The organism is Shewanella canadensis (assembly GCF_003966225.1).
GTDB lineage: Bacteria > Pseudomonadota > Gammaproteobacteria > Enterobacterales > Shewanellaceae > Shewanella > Shewanella canadensis.
The window spans coordinates 36,084-53,261 of the sequence record NZ_RXNU01000010.1 but is presented as its reverse complement, the minus strand read 5'-3'; the positions used below and the strand labels follow the sequence as shown (position 1 = coordinate 53,261).

The window sequence follows — 17,178 nt, the reverse complement described above, 5'->3', positions numbered from 1 at the left end:
TTTATAGGAATTGGTATAAACTTCGCGGCTTATTTATGTATTCAGATCAGGGCGGAATATGTCCAATAACGGACTCTCAAAGACCGAGAAAAAAGTCGCGTTTTCTCTAGCCAGTGTATTTGGTTTACGCATGATGGGCTTGTTTATGATCATGCCTGTCTTTGCACTTTACGGGCAGCACTTAGAAGGCTTCTCACCTTTGTGGGTGGGTATTGCGATTGGTGCATATGGTCTCACTCAGGCTGTATTACAGATCCCTATGGGGATCTTATCTGATAAGTTCGGGCGAAAGCCGATCATTCTTGCGGGCCTGCTACTGTTTGCATTCGGTAGCCTGGTCGCAGCCAATGCCGATACTATCTATGGTGTGGTCGCGGGTCGTGCAATTCAGGGAATGGGCGCCATTGCCGCCGCGGTACTGGCCTTGGCTGCCGATCTGACTCGTGATGAGCAGCGCACTAAAGTGATGGCAATTATCGGTATGTGTATCGGATTCTCCTTCGCACTCTCTTTGTTAGTCGGCCCTATCGTCGCTCAGTATCTCGGGTTGTCGGGTCTGTTTGCGATGACGGCGGGTTTAGCTGTATTGGGTATGCTCATTGTGCAATTGTTAGTGCCTACTCCAATCTCTCAGGCCCCTAAGGGCGATACTCTCGCTACACCGGCTAAATTAAAGGCGATGGTGACGGATCCTCAGCTGTTCAGGCTCGATGCGGGGATCTTTATTTTGCATTTAGTACTGACCGCAGTTTTTGTGGCACTGCCATTGGATCTTGTCGATGCCGGCTTGGTGAAAGAGAAGCATTGGATGCTTTATTTCCCGGCATTTATGGGCGCTTTCTTCCTGATGGTGCCGTTGATCATCATAGGTGTGAAGAAGAAAAATACTAAGGCGACTTTCCAGGTTGCTCTACTCCTTATGATGATGGCGTTGGGCGCGATGGCACTATTTGCCAATAACCTCATGGTATTGAGTGTTGCGGTAGTCCTGTTTTTTACCGGATTTAACTATTTAGAAGCCTCACTGCCCAGCTTGATCGCTAAGTTTTGTCCCGTAGGAGATAAAGGCTCGGCGATGGGAGTCTATTCTACCAGTCAGTTCCTGGGTGCCTTCTGTGGTGGTTTATTAGGCGGTGGTGCATATCAGTTAGTCGGAGCCGCTGGTGTGTTCGCGGTCGCGTTATTCTTAATGGCCATCTGGTTAGTATTGACCTTAGGTATGGAAAATCCGGTATTGCTGAAGAGCTATACCCTTGAAGCTACAGTGGAAGGTCGGGATCAAGCTAAAGCGATGGCGACCGAGTTATCTCAGCTTGCAGGGGTTGCCGAGGCAATCGTTGTGCTCGAGGAGAAAGTCGCATATTTAAAAGTTGATGAGCATTTCGATTTGAGAGAAGCTCGAGCTGTGTTAGGCTCTGTCAGTTAATTCGTGTTGGTGTGAAAATAGACCGATTTTTTCGTGGGAAGAGATCCGTTATGCGCTTAATCCTGATGGTATTAAGCCCGGACCAGACGTAAAATTTTTGTAATTTGTAAGAATATCTCAGGAGATTTCAATGGCCAGTCGTGGTGTCAATAAGGTAATTTTGGTCGGTAACTTAGGGAAAGACCCTGAAGTTCGTTACATGCCAAATGGCAATGCCGTAGCCAACTTTACAGTGGCGACGAGTGAGTCTTGGAAAGACCAACAAGGTCAGCCACAAGAGCGTACAGAGTGGCATAACATCGTTATGTATCGTCGTTTAGCGGAAATCGCAGGCGAGTACCTTAAGAAAGGTTCTAAGGTATATATCGAAGGTAAATTGCAAACCAGCAAGTGGCAGGATCAGTCTACTGGCCAAGATCGCTACAAGACAGAGATCAATGCTAACGAAATGCAGATGCTGGATAGCCGTGGTCAAGGTGGCGGACAACAAGGTGGCTATGGCCAACAGCAGGGTCAGCAACAGCAGAACCAGTACAATGCACCTCAGCAGCAGGCTCCGCAGCAAGGTTATGCACCTAAGCCGCAGCAAGCACCTCAGCAGGCTCCACAGCAAGGTTATGCACCTAAGCCGCAGCAAGCACAACAGCAAGCGCCTCAGCAGCAAGCTGCACCTGCTCAGCAGCCAGCTTATGCGCCAAAGCCTCAGCAAGCTGCACCTCAGCAGCGCCCAGCGCCTCAGCCTCAACAGCCAGCGCAAAATTTCACTCCAGATCTGGATGACGGTTGGGATGATGATATCCCGTTCTAGCCCGGAGCGTTTACGCTTAAGGTAAGAGATCTATTTAAAGCCCGGCATTGCCGGGCTTTTTTATACCCTCAGGATATGAAACTCAAAAGTCGTCACGCCCCTTTCGTAACTAACAAGTAGACTAGTGCTAACCACGTTATAATTTAAGTATTAAAACTAATGCGTTAGGTGTGGTAGTCACCAAGTGCCTTATGTTTGTCGCCCTCCCTCCCCCGCGCCCATTGTTCACAATTCGTGCGAACTTGGTTCGCAAATCTACGCGGTATTGTTTTTCGGTATTTAATATTGATTAATGACGATGGGGTTGAGAGTGCTTGTATCGGCTTTTTTCTAGTCAGCTAAGACTGTTGGCGAGATAGGGGCTGAAGGTTTTGTATTGTTTAAATAATTGATTTGAAGACATTTCAAGTGTATCAATTGGGAATGTTTTACATCAGGGACTGCCCAGTTTATGCCTAAGCTTTCATTACCAAGCGAATACGGCCATGTGACCTTCGATAAACCTGGAACGGCCGATCTCATGTATATGACGCGCTCGCCAATGCCGATATTAGCACCCGGCCAAGTACTGATTAAGGTGCACGCCGCCGGTGTCAATGGCCCGGATGTCGCGCAGCGCCGCGGGATCTACCCGCCTCCACAAGAGGCAAGCCCCATACTTGGACTAGAGGTCGCAGGGGAGATCTGTGTCGTCGCGAAGGGAGTGGAGCAGTGGGAGCCTGGCGATATGGTGTGCGCCTTAGTGCCCGGAGGTGGTTACGGCGAGTATGCGGTAGCCTATGCCCGTCACTGTCTGCCGGTGCCTTGTGGTTGGTCATTTCAACAGGCAGCCGCCATTCCAGAAACCTTTTTTACGGTCTGGGGAAACCTGTTTATGCGTGCAGGCTTGAAAGCTGGTGAAACCGTACTTATTAATGGGGCTTCGGGCGGTATAGGCAGTGCGGCCATCGTCTTGGCTAAGGCATTTGGTGCTCGCGTGATAGTGACCTCGGGGAGTGATGAGAAGTGTGCTTATTGTCGAAATCTGGGAGCCGACTTAGCTATCAACTACCAGGATGAGGATTTCGTCGAGCCTGTCATGGAATATACCCAAAACCAAGGTGTGGAGGTCGTATTTGATGTTGCTGGCGGCGATTTTATCAACCTGAACCTTAAAGTGTTAGCCATGGATGGACGAATGGTTTCTGTCGCCATGCAGCGCGGCGCTAAGGCGCAAGTTGATATCTTCCGTATCATGGCTAAGAGAATTAGTTGGGCGGGTTCAACCCTGCGCCCTCAGAGTGTAACGGCTAAAGCCGATATTGCTGAAGAACTCTTGGAATATGTGTGGCCAATGCTTCAGGAGTCGATAAAAGGTGGCTCTAATAAGTTGATTTCCAACTTAATCCCTAATATTTATGCTGAATTTCCTCTGGATGAGTGTGTTTGTGCTCATGAGTTAATGGAGTCGGGAGCCCATAGAGGCAAAATTGTATTGGCCCTTACCTGACATGATTATTAAAAATAAAAACTTGATTAACTGATTCTTTATACTAAATTCGATATGAGTTTAGAAATTCATTTATTGAAGCAATTCTCAGCGACTAAAATGAGATGGTTTGCTCGATACGGTGGGGAACATTGAGATGATGCTTCCCGATATTGTAATGGCATAGGTGAGTGAGATTAGGGACTGGCTTGCATCTCTAACTTAAGTATTTCTCCTGTATGTGTTGATTTAAGGGTATTGGCATATATGTATAACACAGTAAAGACAGCAGTCTGGTATGGCGAATTAAGAGCATCTAGTGGTAATGCTATCGTTATCCATGATAAACAATTTCCGGAAGCTTCGGCTGGGCGCATCTATCTCTATAATGCCGAGAGAGATTCGATAATTGAGTATGCTGAGGAGATCGTCAAAAACAATCTTCATGATCTGGACAAGAAGGCCGTGAAAGCTGCCGAAGAGGCTTACGGAAGCGCCTGGAGTGCTACTCGCTCCGAATTTATGCAAAAACATGAAGGTTGGGTTGAGGCAAATACAACTAAACATATCCCCCTGATTAAGAAGCCGACTCCCAGACCCAAACCCGATGAGGGCAATGATGATAAAGATATCAACAGTGAGGTCGATCTGGAGGGGTCTGAAAGCCTGGACCGTGAGTTTACCGACGGCTGGTCAGGTGGGCTGGAAGAATAATACTAATCGGTATAGATCAAAGCCCGGGCCCTATCATTCAGGTGCCGGGCTCTTTTTCTTTAAAATGTCTCGAATTGATAACGACTGATATGATGATAAACCTGACTTGGTTTTATCCAGGGATCGCCAAGTAACTCTGTTTGATTAGGTGCATCGGGGAGTTGTTGAGGTTCGATACAGACCGCTTGATGACGCTTTAATGTCTGCTTATTTCGGCCCGGGTTACCTTCAAGGAAGTTGGCGCCATAGACCTGTACACCCGGCTGATTGGTATACAGAGTCATGTTGCGACCAGATTCGGGGGCACTAAGATTACCGAAACGAATTAACTCTTTATCAGTATTTTTCATAAGATAACAGTGGTCCAATCCTCCTGTTTCTTGGAGCTCATCGGCCTCCTGAATGCTCGCCAGAGTTTTAGACTTCCTGAAATCCAAGTTACTGTCAGCCCCCGCTATGACATTGGTGGGGATCCCGGTTGAGTTCGTTGCCAGATATTCAGGGCTATCTATTTGCAGACGGTGGTTGCCGTTGCTGTCGGAGCGACTCCCCTCCAGGTTAAAGTAGCTATGCTGAGTCATGCTGAGTGGGCAGGCTTTGTCTGTGGCTGCAAAGATCTCTACATAGAGGTTATTTGCCACCAGACGGTAATCTAGCTGAATGTTACAGTTACCGGGGAATCCCATATCACCATCGGGGCTGACCAGACTCAAGCGAACACCATCGGGAAGCTGACCTATGTTCCACAGCTTTCTATTGAAGCCTTCCTGGCCGCCATGTAGACAGTTATTTGATTGATTTTTATCTAAATTATAATGCTCATCATCGAATGAGATCTGCCCGTTAGCAATTCTGTTTGCATAACGCCCGGCAATCGCGCCTAAATGAGCATCTTGGGCCAGATAATCTTCGGCCGAGTCACAACCCAGGACGATGTTGCCGCGTTCGCCGTCTCTGTCCGGTGTCCACAGAGAGCGGATGATGCCGCCCAGGCTTAATACTTCGAGGGCTAAGATGCCATTATCTATTCTGACACGCTCAATTTGACCACCACGGGGATCATCCCAGGGATCCAGCGGACGAAAACGTACCATAAAATGCATCCTTTCCTTTGTTGTTATATCTATTTCAGCCATTGTCCAAGGGAACAGCCGATAAGGTGTTAGAAGGTTAATAGACCTCTTTATCGATTCGTGTGGCCCCATCGCTGGCAGAGCAGAGGTAAACCGTGGGTTCCAGTCCTGTCTGTTTTGGGTACTCAGCTTCAATGGCTTCGACCACAGCGTCAGTCAGCTCATGGTCAACGAGAGCGACCACACAGCCACCAAAACCGCCGCCAGTCATTCTTACGCCGCCACGGGGGCCGATAACATCAGAGATTATCTCAACCAGTGTATCGATTTGAGGGACCGTGATCTCAAAGTCATCTCGCATAGAGGCATGAGATTGAGCCATGAGTTCGCTTAATGTGCTGATATCTCCGGCTTCCAGTGCATGACAGGCATTCTGAGTTCGCCTGTTTTCGGTAAGCACATGGCGGGCTCGTCGATAACACACATCCGACAGCTCAGATTTTGCGGCTTCAAGCTGAGAAAGTTCAAGGTGTCTCAGGGAATCCAGTCCAAAATGGCTTGCCACCTCTTCGCATTGTTCGCGGCGCAGGTTGTACTCGGAATCGACTAATCCACGTTGAACATTAGAATTGACTATGATGAGAATCAGGCTATCGGGTATATGAACGGGTTCGCTGTCAAAGTCTTCACAATCGATGAGTAGGGCGTGATCCTGTTCACCCAGGGCACTGATCATCTGATCCATGATCCCGCAGGCACATCCCACATACTGGTTCTCACCACGTTGCGCCATTTGAGCGACGGCAAGAGGAGAGAGCCTGAGTTGGCTGCAATCATTAACGGCTGTACCGAATGCGAGTTCCAGTGCCGCAGAGGATGAGAGGCCGGCGCCAAGAGGAACGTTACCGACGACTGCAATATCTAACCCCTTTGCGGGTAACCCTGATGCCGCCATTGCCGCTGTGAACCCTTTGAGATAATTGACCCAGCCATCTTCGGGTGTCATGACACCTTCCTGGCCGAAAGCCCACTCTTTTATCTCACCGGGAAAGGCATCGGAAACGGCGCGGTAGATATCATCCTCACGGCGTTTTACCGCAACGATGGTATGGAAGTTGATTGCTGCTGGCAGAACGAAGCCATCGTTATAGTCGGTGTGTTCACCAATCAAGTTTACCCGGCCCGGTGCCAGGTAAAGGTCATCAGCCGTAGTGCCAAAGGTTTGCACAAATAATTTGTTCGCGCGCTGTGCGGGGTTCGACATGTTTTAATTTTTCTCTATGAATATAAATGCCAGAGACCTGTTTATTTCCTTATGACAGGTTTGCTCGTTGCGATATTTTTTAGACTGTATACTTCGTTATATCACGACTTAACTCTGGCTGTAACTCAGTTTTTACAGAGTTAATCTATTTTTTTTCGTTTGTATCAGGGGTTAGGGTTGAATTTCTGAGTTTGATAATAAAATCTAATAAAATTAGAGCGGGCGATACACAAATCGAACGCTCTCTTTACATTTGGCTAACTTTCGACTGCCGCTAATTGTGGGTCTGTTCGCTGTGCAAAGACGAACTTGCTCAACAGCAAGGTGACCGTAATCGTAGCAACAAGGGTAATGGCCATCATATGAATAAAGTGGAATGGACTCCATATGAAGGTAAAGATGGCATAGATCAGCACGCCGAAGATAAGGCCTAGCTTGATGGCATTGGCATGTACATTTTTGAAGACCAGGGCGCAGATAAATGCGGCCAGTACCGGCATAGAATAGAGGCCGTTAAGCTGTTGCAGCAAGGAGATAATACTCTCAGATTTAGCGAAAATGGGCACAAGTACTACCGATATCAGAGTGAAAACCAGTGCCACCCGAGTCCCTATCTTACGGACGTCAGCATTGGGGTTAACATAGTTTTGATGGATATCGCAGGTATACAGTGCGGCGGCCGAGTTCAAACAAGAGTTAAATGAGCTCAATACGGCCCCGGCAATCACGGCCGCGAAGGCACCGGATAACCAAGGCGGCAGAATGTCACCCACCAATCTGCCATAAGCCACATCGCCAACATCGCCATATAGCTTGAAAGCCACTATACCGGGCAGTACCACAATGATAGGAACGATAAGCTTCATGATAACCGCGGCATATAGGCCCTTCTGTGCTTCCTTTACCGACTTTGCTGCCAGCGCTCTCTGGGTTATTACCATGTTGGTTCCCCAGTAGAATATCTGAATGAAGATCATCCCGGTTAATAGTGTATGCCAGGGAATATCAGACTGATTATCGCCAATAAGCGTGATGCGCTCGATAGGGACGCCGGAAAGATCCCAATTAACGGCGTTCATGGCGAGAAATGAGACCACTATGCCCATCAAGATAAGCCCTATTCCATTTAAACTGTCGGAGATCGCGATCGCCCTAAGACCACCGAAGATGGCATAAACGGCCCCGACAACGGCGAAGATGATCGCGAGTAGCGTGACGGGTATCTGTAAACCAAACATAGACTTCATAAACAGCGAACCGGTATAGAGGACCACTGGCAGTAATATGAAGGCATAGCCCAACATAAAGAGCACAGAGACCATGGCGCGAATGCCCTTGTCATTATATTTACGTTCGAGCAGTTCCGTGGTTGTGGTGCAGTTGTACTTGTAATAGATAGGGATGAGCCATTTAGCCAGAATTATCAGTCCCACGGCGGCGGCTATCTCCCACCAGGCGACGAGTAGCGCTTGAGCACCGTTCATCCCGACAATCTGCTCGGCGCTGATGTTCGTCATCATCAGGGAGCCGGCAACTACGACCCAGCTTAAGCCTCCGCCGGCAAGGAAGTAGTCTCTGCTGTCGCTGCTATCACGTTTGATATTGCGACACTTTAGGTAGGTGATTAATCCCACCGTTGACGTTAGGCCAAAAAATATGGCGAGCTGAACTATCTGTTCCATCTTGATTCCTTGTTTTTCTACTCTTATTTTTATTAATCAGCGACGGCAGACTGCTGAATCTCAGTTATTTAATTGAGCCTGACTTATACCGATTGGAGTTACTCTCGGGCCAGCTGTTGTAGTTGGCTCTGCGCCGTTACGGGGACGAGCCTGAACTCGAAACTCATCTTCTCGGCCTTAATTCTGTACTTGTCATGTACGGGGCGCCCCCATGAGGTATCGCCACCGACTCCCATCTGTTTGAGATCTATATTCCAGGTGACAAAATCACGGAGCGGGATCTCACCACCGTGGTTTTGGGTCACCGGGACTAACCCCGATGCCGAACCTTGTGCATCACCTGCTCTAAAGTCGATATCATTCAGGCTAAAGGGCCATAAGCTGGTTTGCATCTGGTTTGCCGCTACGGCCATCAGCCCGGTCCCAGCGCTGTTTCTGACTGCTGCATAGCTGATCTGGGTTCGTTGCCCAGTCTCCTGGGGACGTGAATACCGGTGAAATAATTTCTCTATCGGCAGTTGGTACCAACCTAAAGGATTACCTGAAGCTCTGTCTGCATAGGTTTCTTCGGGGCCGCGTCCGTAATAACTCAGGTAACGCTGATCAAAAGGCAGGCGAGTCGTAAAGCCAAATTTTGGCAGATCCGGCAGGCTGGCCTTGCCAGGGTTAAAGGTCGTCTTCACCATGAGTTCGCCACGCTTATTTACACGGTATTGGCTCACTAAGGTGAAACCTAATTTGAGATGCTGGTGGGTCACAATCAGGCCGTGCTCCTCGAACGGCTCGATGGACTCGAGGGTGAGTTGAGCCGCGGCATCTTGCCATACTCCTCCCCAGTCTGGCATGCCGTTACCTAAGTCATTATCTGTTGGCGCTCGCCAGAAGTTGGCCATTAAGGGGGCTTCGAGCCGGGATTCACCATCAATCTCTATCTCGGTTAACCAGCCGGAAGTTTTGGATATTGAATAGTGGTTATCCCCGTGGCTGAGTTGCCATCGAGTTTCTGCTTCCGCCAAACTGGTTGCCGTGCTGACGACAGATAGGTTCGGGCTGGCTTCCTGCAGTAAGTATTGAGCAAATGCCAACTCATGGCCTGCGGGGAGCAAAGGTCTGGGGACTGCCAGTGAAACAGAGAGTAGTAACCGGTATTCGTATCTGTTATCGAGTGGAAGCGCTAGCTTGCTTGTGAGCTTGATAGTGACAGATTTGGCTTCACCGGCCGCGATCACAGGCATGGGGTCCTGACCGCTCGCGACGGCTATGCCATCTTTTTGCAGCGACCAGCTCAGTGTCATTCCACTGGTGCTTTGAAAGTCATATTTGTTGGTTAGCCTGATACTGGCACTCTTGTCATCGAGATTGTCATCGAAAGTGCCATCGAACTTGAAATTATCGAACCCTATGGCTTGATAGACCTTCTTTACTTCACTCAGGTGAGGGTGCGGATTTCGGTCCGGATCGACTAAACCGTTATTGAGAAAGTTACCGTCTGTGGGCATATCCGGGTGGTAATCCTTTCCGTATGCCCAATACTCTTCTCCCTTGTCATTGGTGAACTTTAGCGATTGATCCACCCAGTCCCAGATAAAGCCGCCTTGCAGGTTCGGGTACTTTTCTATGACATCCCAGTAGTCCTGAAGGTTGCCAACCGAGTTGCCCATGGCGTGGGCATACTCAATCATGATCAGTGGCCGGTCGGTATGCTCTTTGGCGTATGTTTCAATTCGCTCAATAGAAGGGTACATAGGGGCGACGATATCGGTATAGGCGGCCATGCCTGCGGGTTCATACTGAACCGGACGACTGGGGTCACGCTGTTTAACCCACCGATAGAGTTGTTCAAACAGTTTTCCTTCGCCGGCCTCGTTACCCAGAGACCAGATGATAACCGATGGGTGGTTCTTATCCCGTTCAAGCATGCGCTCGATGCGGGCCAGATGGGCCGGATACCAACTCATTTCGTTACCGAGTTGGGTCTTTTCATCGATGGCGAGAGGATGAGATTCGATATTGGCTTCATCGATAACGTACATGCCGTACTTATCGGTCAGATGGAGCCAGTACGGATCGTTAGGGTAGTGAGAGGAGCGAACGGCATTGATGTTGCTTTGTTTCATCAAACGGATATCTTGTTCCATGCTCTCGCGGCTGACGACATGACCGGTCAGTGGGTCAGTTTCATGGCGGTCGACACCACGAATGGTGATGGCCCGCTTATTGACCAACAATTGCCCCGCCTTGATCTGTATGTGACGAAAACCGATATGTTGGCTACTGGCCTGCAATAACTGCCCCGAGTCATCTTTCATACTCACTATGAGCTGGTAGCGATTTGGTGTTTCGGCGTTCCATAGCAAGGGTGATACCAGCTTAGCCTCGAAATTGATGCTGTTATCCCCCTTCAATATCAGGCGCTGGCTGCCGCTTGCCTCAAGCTCGCCAGCTGGTGAAAATAGTTGATAGCCTACCGAGACAGGGGCTGCAGTTTGATGGTTTTTTAGCTTGAGGCTTAATGCCAGCTCCACTTTGTCTAAGCTGCTATTGAGTCTGTAATTTGCATCGATGTCGCCGATCCTCTGTTGAGGCGTGGCAAAGAGGTAGACATCCCGCTCGATGCCGCTCATGCGCAGCATATCCTGACTTTCAAGATAACTGGCGTCACTCCAGCGAATGATCTTCATCGAAAGCAGGTTTTTTCCCGGCTTGAGGTACTGAGTAATATTAAATTCGGCCGGCGTCTTAGCCCCTTGGCTGTAGCCAACCTCTGCGCCGTTAACCAATAGAGTCAGTGAGGATCTTGCGGCGCCCACATGGAAGAAAACCTGTTTGCCTTGCCAATCTTCGGGCAGGGTGAATTCGCGTCGATAACTGCCCGTCGGGTTATGATCTTCTGGGGCATCGGGCCAGCTGGTGGTGAAGGGGTAGCGCTCATCGAGGTAGATGGCATGACCGTAACCCTGCGTCTCCCAGTTACCGGGAACCTGAATGCTGCCCCAGTTCGTGGGTTCATAGTTGCTGTTGGCAAAGTCTTCAGGGACAGATGCAGGGTTAGGCGCATAATGAAACTGCCATATTCCATTCAGATCCATGAAATTTTTGCTATTTCGATAATTGTCGGCACTCGCCTTCAGGATTGAGCCATAGGCGAAGAAGCTGGCATGTGGAGGCTCTTTGTTGACCTCAAATACCGAGTGATCTTGCCATCGCTCCGCAGCTTGGGAAGTGAGGCTGCATAAGCCGAGGAATAGGGTGCTGGCAAGGGTGATGGCTTTTGACATTAAATGACCTTTTCTATTCTTGTTATTTATCATCGGTATCTGCAATTAATTATCTCGCCCAGACGATGGCAATATGACGATTATCGGGGCTGATAGCGATTCGGGAGGCGCTGTGGTGAGCCGGTGTCGGGGGAGCAAGTTGAGTGACCGCTTGCCACTGAGCACTTTGCCACTGAGTGCTTTGCCATTGGAGAGTCTGGTCTGTGTGATCTGTTTTTGATGTGACAGGCCAGGCTCTGAGCTGGTTTGCCTCAATATTGAAGATCCAGCCATTGCTGCTCCAACCATAATCCTCGCTGCCGTTACCAATACTGATAAGCGGTGTGTGGCTGCCGGAAATGGGGACAAACCGCTTGATCACCCTGTCGCCATCGGGCTGTTTATGCAGGTAACTGAAAGCCTTCTCGTTTGGAATGGCGTGAATACTACGACCGGCATTAGCGACGACAAAGTGCCGTTCATCTGCCTGCGCACCTAAAGGTTCGAAGTAGAGGCTATAGGCGTAACGCGCCCAGATTAGTGTGCCGAGAGAGGAATGATGGGTGTAATATCCACTGGGGATCATGCTATTTATGGCGCGTTGTCGGGGGGAGCCAGCTTTTTCAATCCAAACACTCTGGTGTGGCACGCCTTGTTCGACGACGTAACGAATGCCATTGGCTGCGGGTTGGGGAGAGTACTCACTCTCTTTTGGGGTATCTGTAAGTTGAGTGATCGCGGCTGTTGCTACTCCATCACGAATAAACTGGTACTGGTAGATATCGTTATGGAGGCCGCCCCTGTCAGAGGCAAACAAGATACTGCTGCTATCTAAGGTAAATGATGGTTGATTGTCATAGCCACTGCGATCTGTCAGTAATCGCCCGCTACCAATGCTCCAGCTGAGATCTTGATGATTAAATGCTAGTGGATGGAGGCTGATATCATAACCTGCAGCCAAGGAGGGCATAGCGATTATCGAAGCCAGCAGGGGGAGAGGTGATAGCCTAAGCAGGTTTATCAACTTAGCTGGTTTATTATTGCGTCTAAGCCGCCAGTGTTGTTTGTACTGGGACGGGTTAAGACTACTGTTTGGTGTAGGGGTCATCATAGTATTGTGCTTCCCATCTTACGTAGGATGGGAAATACAATACTAGATTGCTAGGATAATGTATACAATCGGCTTTTGGCTAACCTTTGTTTTTCATCTCTTCGGCGTTTGAGCGTGCCACATGGGAGTCCGGGAGAAGATCATTAACCACATGATCAACAAAACCAGCGCCCGCTGCTTCATAGAGGTTGTAGACACAATGAACACCAGACGCTTTAAGGGATTCAGCATCTTCACTGTATTGGACGATGGCACAGAGTTTACCTTTGTAGTTCAATCTCTGTAGTTGCTCGACCGCAAACTGGTTACCTATGTGGTGTGGCATTGCCAGCAAGACCAGCTCAAGATTCGGGGCATGCTCAAGCTTCTCCCAGAAGTCGGTATCTGATGCATCGCCCTGAACCACGTGTCGTTCATTCTGTTTGTGATAATCGACCAGCTCCTGCTTATGTTCTATACCTAAAATCTCACCGTCGAATTTGGCTTTCAGTTCATCATAGGCACCACTACCAATTCTACCCATACCTAAAATAAGGAACCTTGGATTGCCTACGCGTATCTCTCTATCCTCTGGATGCAGCGGGTGTTTCTCCAGTTTCTTTAGCCTGCCATGAAGCTTCTGGTAGAGGCGGCTGGAGCTTGCATTTAAAGGGGCGGCTACCAGGAAGCTGATACTCAAGGCTACGGCTAAAATGACCATCCATTGTGGTGGTAGCCATCCTTTACTTGTAGCAACGGCCGCCACAATCAACCCGAATTCACTGTAGTTGCCCAGATTAAACGAGGTCATCAGCGAGGTACGGGAGCGCAGTTTAAAGTGGGTTAACAGGTAGAGGAAAAGGGCGACCTTAACAGGAACGACTAACACTAATAGGGTGGCTAAACCTATGTCTGAGAGGGTCGGCAGTCCATTGAGGCCAACCGTTAAGAAGAAGGCAACAAGGAAGAGCTCTTTGAAATAGAAGAGTGACTTTGCCAGCTCCGATGATTTTGGGTGACCCGCTAATAAAATACCGATAATCAGCGCCCCTAAATCGGGCTTAAGACCGACGGCCTCGAATAGCCAGGCACCTAGAACCAGTGCCATCACTAGACCGAATAACACCAGAAGTTCGCCGTGACCGACGCGATCGAAGGCGCGATAGATAAGCGGTCTGGCAAAGGGCAGCAGCAATAACCCGAAGGCCCAGACTGAGGGGACATCCCCTTTCGAGATGGTCAGGAAAGCCACCGCAAAGATATCCTGCATGATCAAGATACCGATCGCGACCCGGCCGTAGAGTGATTGCATATCACCCTTATCTTCCAACACTTTGACGGCAAAAATCGTACTGGAGAAACTGAGTGCAAAGGCCAGCAGGGCCAGTTGATTGAGGTCGAGCCCGGTGAGTTGATCCAGTCCCAGCATTCCAAGTAGCTTGAGTAGCGGGATAAAAAACAACATGGAGCCCATCAGGTGCAGACTGGAGCCCGCCCAGACCTCGGCTTTGAATAAACTTCGGATATCTAATTTCAGGCCGATGGCAAACAGAAGTAAGGTGACGCCGAGCTCAGCCAACTGTTCCAGTAGAGGAAGACTCGATTCATCGATACCGAACAGAAACAGTACAAATCCCGCAACAAGATAGCCAATAAGAGGCGGTAGTCCTACTCGGCTGACTAACATACCGCAAGCTAAGGTGGTGATAAGGATGGCGGGTTCCATGTCTCTCCTGATGATATGAGGGTAACTACCTCTTATTGTATAAGAATTTGTTTAACTTTATATTAAAAATAGAAGAAAATGATTTGAAGTTTGAACTATTTACGCTAGGGAGCGGGCTGACTCGCTGTGGCGGGAGGGAAAGCGACCATTATTTAACCTAGATTCGGGATCGTGAGTGTCTGATTATTTAATCTATCCAGATAAAATAAAGGCCTTCGATTCCGTTGAATCGAAGGCCTAACTCTTCAGTTTAAGCTGGAGTATAAGTTTGCAGCTTATTTTTTCAGTAAGATATCTAAGTGGGCAGCGAAGGCATCGGGCTTCATAAAGCCGGTGACCCGTAGATCGTTACGAAGCTCGCCTTCGGCATCAAACATCAGCAAGGTAGGGAGACCCAGTACATCGTAGCTCTCCAGAAGCTCGATATCTAAGCTGTCATTCTTGGTGACATCGGCCTGAAGAAATACAATCTGTGCCAAACGAGCCTGAACTGCAGGGTCCTTAAAGGTCACTGCTTCGAACTCCTTACAGGCAACGCACCAGTCGGCATAGAGATCTAACATCACCGGCTTGCCCTGAGCCGAGGCCGCTTCGACCTCCGCTTTGAGGTCGGCGACAGACTTGATGCGTTTATGTCCATGAGCCTGTTCGGTGGCGACCTGAGTCTGAGTCTGAAATCCAAGTTTTGTCATTACGGCTTGTAGCCCATATGAGAAACTACCCAAGAGCATAAGGGTCAACAAAACAGAACGAACCGTTTGCTTCCAGTTAAAATCGGTGAGCTTGTTCTGGTGCATCAGGTATCCGACCAATGCTACGCCCCAAATCGACCAGAGCAGATCGGAGAGAAAATCAGGCCAGATCCTGCCTATCATAACGATGGACACGGCGATCAGCAGGAAGCCAAAGACCGTCTTGATAACATCCATCCAACTACCCGCTCTTGGCAGTAACTTACCACCAGAGGTACCTATGATAAGTAGCGGTAATCCCATACCCATACTCAGTACATATAGGGCCAGGAAGCCCTGAAGGAGGTCACCGGTTTGTGCTACGTATACCAAGGCTCCGGAAAGTGGTGCGGTTGTACATGGAGAGGCGACCAGACCCGAGATAATTCCCATAATGAAGACGCCAACAACATTGCCGCCTTTCTGATTGTTGGAGAAGCGGTTCATCTTCTCCTGCCAGCTGGACGGTAATTTGAGATCGTATAGGCCGAACATGGACAAACTTAATACGAAGAAGAGTATGGCTAATACTATGAGTACGGCCGGGTGTTGCAGGGCAGCCTGATATTTCATACCCGCCGACGCGACAACTAAACCGAGTATTGAGTAGGTTATCGCCATGCCCTGTACATAGACCATAGAGAGGCTGAATGCCTTCGCCGTAGAGAGCTTTTCCCCTTGTCCAACGATAATCCCGGATAGAATAGGGTACATAGGGAAGACGCAGGGGGTGAGTGCGAGGCCAATCCCCAGGCCGAAGAAGATCACTAAGGTCCAGAGTAAACTATCACCCGATAACATATTGCTCAGGCTATCTTGTTGCGTGATAGGAGCTTGGGCGGCTTCAGAATTAACTTGAGCGTTTGCAAGTTTTTCACCTGTCGGAAGCTCATTGCTCAGTAAGCCATCATTGATTTCAATTTTACTCAGCAAAGCTGTTTTCTTGGTTGGCGGATAACACAATGTACCTTCGGCACAGCCCATAAAGGTCACGGTCACAGTGCCGCCTTCGACAGCTTCTCTGATCGCGATGGGGATCTCAACGTATGAGTAGTAAACCTCCTGCTCGCCAAAATATTCATCATTGTGCGCCTTGCCGCGAGGGAGCGCTATTTCACCCAATGTTGCACCGTCTGCTTCAAACTTCAGCTTGTCACGGTACATGTAGTAGCCGTCGGCAATGACCCAGCTTACTTTCAGCTGTTCGCCTTGCTGCTGGAAGTCGAAAACGAAGGCCTCATCGACAGGCATCAGCTTAGGTTCATCTTTGAGGAAGCTGAACTTACTGCTGCTGAAAACGCCTTCACTGTGTGCCAAAGGCGATAACAGAAGTAGGGTTGAGAAAACTAATGTAAGAGCTAGGGTAAGTGTTTTTTTCATGGTGTTGTAGTTTCTTTTATCCAATCAAAATAAGCGGGTAACCCGTTAGTCAGGGAGACAGCAATGAGTTCAGGGACTTGGTAGGGATGCAGTTGCTTGACCTTCACCTCTAGGGCTGAATAGTTTTGTGCCGTGCACTTGATCTGCAGGTTAAACTCACTCTCTTCACAGATCTCATCTTCCCAACGATAGATTGAAGTCATAGGGGAGGAAATTTGTATACAAGCGGCAATTTTTGCCTCTACTAAAGCTTTCGCCAGCTTGGTAGCTGACTCTTTAGTGGGGCAAGTTGTCATCACTAACAAAAAATCATCTTGCATTGTATCTGCTGTCATCTCATTCAATAAATTAAAGCTGGCTTAAGCCTGCGTCGATAAACTAACCTAAGATATTCGTTTAGGTAGTTCGTGGTTATTTATGGAGCATACTTTACGTCTTTTCATATCGGCTTGCATTAAGGCATTGCTAAAATAGTGAGCTTATCCAAGTAAACTGAATCACGATATGGGCTAAACTTCAGCTTGCTTACTTGAAAATAGACCCGTTAAGCCCCATTTAG

General features: G+C 48.8%; 12 protein-coding genes. 4 read left to right on the top strand and 8 right to left on the bottom strand.

Annotated elements, in window-relative coordinates; all coding sequences use genetic code 11:
* Window positions 1–58 precede the first annotated feature (58 nt).
* From EKG38_RS16955 to EKG38_RS16940, 4 genes are all read left to right on the top strand, one after another.
* The gene (locus tag EKG38_RS16955) at window positions 59–1,426 is read left to right on the top strand and encodes an MFS transporter (RefSeq protein ID WP_126521408.1); all 1,368 of its coding nucleotides are present in this window, start codon (window positions 59–61) and stop codon (window positions 1,424–1,426) included.
* A 130-nt stretch (window positions 1,427–1,556) separates the two neighbouring features.
* Window positions 1,557–2,234, top strand: a complete 678-nt coding sequence (locus EKG38_RS16950) for a single-stranded DNA-binding protein (RefSeq protein WP_126521407.1) — start codon at window positions 1,557–1,559, stop codon at window positions 2,232–2,234.
* A gap of 451 nt (window positions 2,235–2,685) precedes the next feature.
* Window positions 2,686–3,723: an NAD(P)H-quinone oxidoreductase gene (locus EKG38_RS16945; RefSeq protein ID WP_126521406.1), complete on the top strand. Its 1,038-nt coding sequence runs from the start codon at window positions 2,686–2,688 to the stop codon at window positions 3,721–3,723.
* Between the two features lie 246 nt (window positions 3,724–3,969).
* On the top strand, window positions 3,970–4,416 hold the full coding sequence (locus EKG38_RS16940; RefSeq protein ID WP_126521405.1) for a hypothetical protein: 447 nt from the start codon (window positions 3,970–3,972) through the stop codon (window positions 4,414–4,416).
* Between the two features lie 59 nt (window positions 4,417–4,475).
* Here the strand turns inward: EKG38_RS16940 and EKG38_RS16935 are convergent, their stop codons facing one another.
* The 8 genes from EKG38_RS16935 to cutA form a co-directional block, all read right to left on the bottom strand.
* Window positions 4,476–5,510, bottom strand: a complete 1,035-nt coding sequence (locus EKG38_RS16935; protein ID WP_126521404.1) for an aldose epimerase family protein — start codon at window positions 5,508–5,510, stop codon at window positions 4,476–4,478.
* A gap of 76 nt (window positions 5,511–5,586) precedes the next feature.
* Window positions 5,587–6,753: a galactokinase gene (gene galK / locus EKG38_RS16930; protein ID WP_126521403.1), complete on the bottom strand. Its 1,167-nt coding sequence runs from the start codon at window positions 6,751–6,753 to the stop codon at window positions 5,587–5,589.
* Window positions 6,754–7,010: 257 nt separating this feature from the next.
* On the bottom strand, window positions 7,011–8,435 hold the full coding sequence (locus tag EKG38_RS16925; RefSeq protein WP_126521402.1) for a solute:sodium symporter family transporter: 1,425 nt from the start codon (window positions 8,433–8,435) through the stop codon (window positions 7,011–7,013).
* Window positions 8,436–8,533: 98 nt separating this feature from the next.
* Complete coding sequence (locus EKG38_RS16920) at window positions 8,534–11,713, bottom strand: glycoside hydrolase family 2 TIM barrel-domain containing protein (protein ID WP_126521401.1); 3,180 nt, start codon at window positions 11,711–11,713, stop codon at window positions 8,534–8,536.
* 49 nt (window positions 11,714–11,762) lie between these two features.
* The gene (locus EKG38_RS16915; RefSeq protein ID WP_126521400.1) at window positions 11,763–12,803 is read right to left on the bottom strand and encodes a TolB-like translocation protein; all 1,041 of its coding nucleotides are present in this window, start codon (window positions 12,801–12,803) and stop codon (window positions 11,763–11,765) included.
* Between the two features lie 79 nt (window positions 12,804–12,882).
* Window positions 12,883–14,508: a cation:proton antiporter domain-containing protein gene (locus EKG38_RS16910; protein ID WP_126521399.1), complete on the bottom strand. Its 1,626-nt coding sequence runs from the start codon at window positions 14,506–14,508 to the stop codon at window positions 12,883–12,885.
* A 275-nt stretch (window positions 14,509–14,783) separates the two neighbouring features.
* Window positions 14,784–16,619, bottom strand: coding sequence for a protein-disulfide reductase DsbD (locus EKG38_RS16905; protein ID WP_126521398.1), 1,836 nt, complete (start codon window positions 16,617–16,619; stop codon window positions 14,784–14,786).
* Complete coding sequence (gene cutA / locus EKG38_RS16900) at window positions 16,616–16,939, bottom strand: divalent-cation tolerance protein CutA (RefSeq protein WP_185826893.1); 324 nt, start codon at window positions 16,937–16,939, stop codon at window positions 16,616–16,618. Before cutA ends, EKG38_RS16905 begins: the two co-directional genes overlap by 4 nt.
* Window positions 16,940–17,178 lie beyond the last annotated feature (239 nt).

Coding starts and splice junctions, on each gene's coding strand:
- EKG38_RS16955 (WP_126521408.1), top strand. CDS start 59: ATGTCCAATAACGGACTCTCAAAGACCGAGAAAAAAGTCGCGTTTTCT.
- EKG38_RS16950 (WP_126521407.1), top strand. CDS start 1,557: ATGGCCAGTCGTGGTGTCAATAAGGTAATTTTGGTCGGTAACTTAGGG.
- EKG38_RS16945 (WP_126521406.1), top strand. CDS start 2,686: ATGCCTAAGCTTTCATTACCAAGCGAATACGGCCATGTGACCTTCGAT.
- EKG38_RS16940 (WP_126521405.1), top strand. CDS start 3,970: ATGTATAACACAGTAAAGACAGCAGTCTGGTATGGCGAATTAAGAGCA.
- EKG38_RS16935 (WP_126521404.1), bottom strand. CDS start 5,510: ATGGTACGTTTTCGTCCGCTGGATCCCTGGGATGATCCCCGTGGTGGT.
- galK (WP_126521403.1), bottom strand. CDS start 6,753: ATGTCGAACCCCGCACAGCGCGCGAACAAATTATTTGTGCAAACCTTT.
- EKG38_RS16925 (WP_126521402.1), bottom strand. CDS start 8,435: ATGGAACAGATAGTTCAGCTCGCCATATTTTTTGGCCTAACGTCAACG.
- EKG38_RS16920 (WP_126521401.1), bottom strand. CDS start 11,713: ATGTCAAAAGCCATCACCCTTGCCAGCACCCTATTCCTCGGCTTATGC.
- EKG38_RS16915 (WP_126521400.1), bottom strand. CDS start 12,803: ATGATGACCCCTACACCAAACAGTAGTCTTAACCCGTCCCAGTACAAA.
- EKG38_RS16910 (WP_126521399.1), bottom strand. CDS start 14,508: ATGGAACCCGCCATCCTTATCACCACCTTAGCTTGCGGTATGTTAGTC.
- EKG38_RS16905 (WP_126521398.1), bottom strand. CDS start 16,619: ATGAAAAAAACACTTACCCTAGCTCTTACATTAGTTTTCTCAACCCTA.
- cutA (WP_185826893.1), bottom strand. CDS start 16,939: ATGCAAGATGATTTTTTGTTAGTGATGACAACTTGCCCCACTAAAGAG.